The 3,999-nt window shown below is 67.7% G+C and carries 4 protein-coding genes; 1 reads left to right on the plus strand and 3 read right to left on the minus strand.

What is annotated here, in order from left to right; all coding sequences use genetic code 11:
- Nucleotides 1-448: M20/M25/M40 family metallo-hydrolase (locus tag RMN84_RS11920; protein WP_309612386.1), on the plus strand; the 448-nt coding region annotated here is incomplete at its 5' end.
- 6 nt (nt 449-454) lie between these two features.
- Here the strand turns inward: RMN84_RS11920 and RMN84_RS11925 are convergent.
- The 3 genes from RMN84_RS11925 to RMN84_RS11935 form a co-directional block, all read right to left on the minus strand.
- Nucleotides 455-2,152: an EAL domain-containing protein gene (locus tag RMN84_RS11925; RefSeq protein ID WP_309612387.1), complete on the minus strand. Its 1,698-nt coding sequence runs from the start codon at nt 2,150-2,152 to the stop codon at nt 455-457.
- A gap of 84 nt (nt 2,153-2,236) precedes the next feature.
- Entirely contained in the window at nt 2,237-2,779 is a 543-nt protein-coding gene (locus RMN84_RS11930) for a Smr/MutS family protein (RefSeq protein WP_309612388.1), read from the minus strand.
- Nucleotides 2,760-3,902: a murein transglycosylase A gene (locus RMN84_RS11935; RefSeq protein WP_309612389.1), complete on the minus strand. Its 1,143-nt coding sequence runs from the start codon at nt 3,900-3,902 to the stop codon at nt 2,760-2,762. Before RMN84_RS11935 ends, RMN84_RS11930 begins: the two co-directional genes overlap by 20 nt.
- Nucleotides 3,903-3,999: the final 97 nt, after the last annotated feature.

The raw sequence follows: 3,999 nt of genomic DNA on the forward strand, positions 1-3,999 counted from the left end.
CCCCGCCTCGAACCTGGAGTTCACCGAGGTCGCGGTGCCGGCCGGCGCGGCCAACGTCATCCCCGGCGGGGCGAGCGCGCGCCTCAACATCCGCTTCAACAACTTGCAGCGCGGGTCCGATCTCGTAGCGAAGGTCACGGCAATAGCCGAGCGCGAAGCCCCCGGCGCCACCGTCCGCGCGCTGATCTCGGGCGAAGCCTTCCTCACCCCACCGGGCCACCTCTACGACCTGGTCGTCTCGGCGATCCGCGACGAGGTCGGCATCGACCCCGCGCTATCCACCGGCGGCGGCACAAGCGACGGCCGCTTCCTCATCAAGCTATGCCCGGTGGTCGACTTCGGCCTCCCCAACGCGACGATGCACAAGCTCGACGAGCATGCGGCGCTCGCGGACATTCGGGCGTTGTCGCGCATCTACGCCCGCGTCATCGCGAAGGCGTTCGCCTAGCGTCGATCACGCACTCCGCCGCGAACCCGTCCGCTCGGCGTTCAGCACCCAGGTGCGATATTCATCCTCGAACATCGGGTGGGCAAAGACGAAGCCCTGAACCGTCTGGCAGCCCATCGCGCGCAATATGTCCGCCTGCGCGACATTCTCGACCGCTTCGGCGACGATCTCGCAGCCGACGCCGTGGATCAGCTGGACAACCGCCTGGACCACGACCCGCGCCTTCTCGCTCGTCTCGATGTCAGCGATCAGCGACTGGTCGAGCTTGACCCGGTCGAGCGGCATCGCTTGCAGCCGGGCCAGGTTGGAGTAGCCCGTGCCGAAGTCGTCGATCGCGATCATCGCTCCGTCGGCGCGCAGCGCGGCGATTTCCTCGAGCACGGTCTTGCTCACTTCCATCGCTGCCGATTCGGTGAATTCCAATTCGACCAGCGACAGCGGCACGCCCTGGTCGGCGAATGTCTGCCGCATCCGGCTGAAGAAATCGGCGCGGTCGAGCTGGCGCGGGCTGACGTTGAACGCGATCCGCTGCGTGCTGCCCTCACGGTGCCACGCGCCCAGCATCGATGCGACCTCGGCGATCACCCAGTCCCCGATTTCGGCGATGATCCCGGTCTGCTCGGCGACCGGAATGAAAGTTCCCGGCATGCGCATCCCGTCGCGCGGATGGTTCCAGCGAATGAGCGCCTCGGCCCCGGTGATTTCCCCGGTCCTCAGGCTCAGCTGCGGCTGCAGCGCTAGCAGGAATTCGCCGCGCTGGACGGCGTCGGTCAGCGCCTGTTCGGTGTCGATTTTCCGCTGATGCTCATCGGCCAGTTCGGTCGAGAACATACAATGCTGCCCGCCGCCGCGCGACTTGGCGCGGTACATGGCGATGTCGGCGGCGCGCATCAGCGTCTCGATGCTCGTCCCATGGTCGGGGCAGATGGCGACGCCGATCGACGCCCCGATGTCGACGCTGTGGCCGTGCAATTCGAACGGCTCGCTGATCGCCAGCGCAATGCGCCGCGCAACTCGCTCGATCTCGCTCGCCGAGGCCATTGCCGCGAAGAACAGGGTGAACTCGTCCCCCGCCAATCGCGCAACGAGCGGGCGGCGCAAATCATTGTCGCTGACTTCGGCGGCGACCACGACGCGCAGCCGGTTGGCGACCATCACCAGCAGCTGGTCGCCGCGGGCATGGCCCAGGCTGTCGTTGACCGCCTTGAACCGGTCGAGGTCCACGAACAGCATCGCCCCCAGCGTACCGTCCTCGCCGCGATCGCCCCGTTCGGTCAGCCGCTTGTCGGCCTCGGCCCGGAAATGGAGCCGGTTGGGCAGCGACGTGACCGGGTCGTACATGCCCAGCGAATGAGCGTTCTCGATCGACGAGCGGACTTCGGCGAACAGGCTGTCGACTGCCGCCGCCACCGCCGGCATGGTCCGCTGCACGATCTCGGGCGCCGGGCTGACCAGATCGCCATCCTCGACCGCCAGCAGCCGATCGCCCAGCGCCGCCAGCGCCCGCGCGCTTTCGCTGTTGGGTCGTTCGGACGCGACATAGCTGATCAGCAGGCAGAACGCCCCGGCGATGACCGAGGCGAGGATTTTCACATCGAATTCGGTCACATACAGGAAGGCGGTCAGAGAGAAGAGGAACGACGCCGCGCCAGCCGCGCCCGACAGGAGCACGTTGCTGACCTTCTGCGCGGTACCCTGTTTCATCGACGCGACATCCCCGGCGGCCCGCAACCACGCGCCCTTACCTTGCTGCTAATTAAACATTGCAAGTTAAGAATATGTGTCGGCTCAGCGAGGGCGACGAAGGATCAGATAGAGGCTGCCGCCGCCGCCATGCCGAGGGTGCGCGCCACGCACCGCGGCGATGTGGCGGGCATGGCGGGAATGGGCCAGCCAGTCGTGCACCGCCGCCCGGATTCGCCCGCGAACGACGGGCGGCTCGCCGGAGCGATAATGGCCGGTAATCAGCAGCACGACGCGGTCACCGGCGGCAATCGCCCGCTCCAGCCCCTGGTCGATCGCATCCCATGCGCCATCGAGGTTGTGGCCGTGCAGGTCGAGCGTCCGATCGGGCACGACCGTGCCCTTGGTCAGCTTCCGGTCCCAGCTGCCATCGAGTGTCGCGTCGGTGTGTGGCTTCCTTGGCGCTAGAAGCGGCGGCGGGGGGAGACGAGGCGACGGCCCCTTGGCGCGCGGTGCCAACGGAACGGGCGGCAGCTTCGGGGTCAGCGGTGCTGGCGGGTTCACCGCGACCGGCTCACGCGACAGCGGGCGGATAGTCGCGGTGACCCTGGCCCACAGTTCGGCCTCTTCAGGGTCGAGCCGACGCACGCGCCACCATCCCCTTTGGCAGCAGGATCGACGCCGACCCCTTCGCCGCCATGCCGCCGGCGATCCACTCAGCGTCAGGCCCGGCACCCCAGAATGTATCCACCCGGTTCACACCCTTGATCGCCCCGCCGCTATCCTGCGCCACCCACAGTCCGCTGGCTTCCGCCCGGTCCATCGCCAGGAAGACCGGCGCACCAAGCGGGATGAAGGCCGGATCGGCAGCAACGCTGGCGTTGGGGGTCACCGGCACGTTCAACGCGCCGAGCGGCCCGGCGCCCGTCAATTCCCTGAAAAAGATATAGGACGCATTCTCGCGCATAAGCGCCTTGCCTTCGTCGGGATGCGCCGCGATCCAGTCACGGATCGCCTGCATATTTGCTCCGCCCGGCGGGAGGATCCCGCGCTCGCGCAGCAGCTTGCCGATCGCCACATAGGGCTGTCCATTCTGCCCGGCATAGCCGATCCGCATCACCGACCCGTCGGCCAGCCGCAGCTGGCCCGAACCCTGGATTTCGACGAAGAACAGCGCCACTGGATCGGCCGCCCAGCCAATCTCGAGCCCGCGATTGGCGAGCGCGCCACCCTCGATCTCGCCGCGCGTGAAATAGGGCACGCACAGTTCCGCCGCGTCCAGCCGTCCCCTGCCCTCGGTCCCATCCACGCGGGTGCAGCGGATGAGGTCGGCTGGAAGGCCATAGATTGGCGTGTCAAATCCCGGCTTTCGAGTTCGCGAAGCCGCGATCTCGGGCTCATAATAGCCGGTGGCGAAGGCCGCGCCGTCGCCGACCCGGACCCATTCGAACCGGTCGTGGAAAAAGGCCGCGGCGCTGCCCTCGGCAACGCTCGCCGCTTCTGCGCACAGCCCCGCCCAGTCGCTCGCCTGCGTCAGCCCCGAACCATCGACTCGTGTTGCCAACACCGGACAGCTCGCCCGAAACGCCGTCAGCGCGCGGGTCGCGGCGGTTTCGTCGAGCGGCTGCGGTTCAGCGAGGGCAACCCCCGCCTGCAACGCTGTCGTGATAACCTGCTTGACCGGCGGCACCGCAACCGGCGGCGTCCGCTGGACGCATCCCGCGACGAATAGCAGAGCGGCGAGAGTGAAGGCCCTCGCGGACGCCCTCACTCTTCCTCGTCGGTTTCGATCAGCAGCCAGTTGGGATCCTTCGACGCCAGGTCGCGGCGGAAGGTCCAGCGGTCGCGGGTCTGGACCGCGTCGGACA

It is taken from the genome of Sphingomonas sp., assembly GCF_031380695.1.
GTDB lineage: Bacteria > Pseudomonadota > Alphaproteobacteria > Sphingomonadales > Sphingomonadaceae > Sphingomicrobium.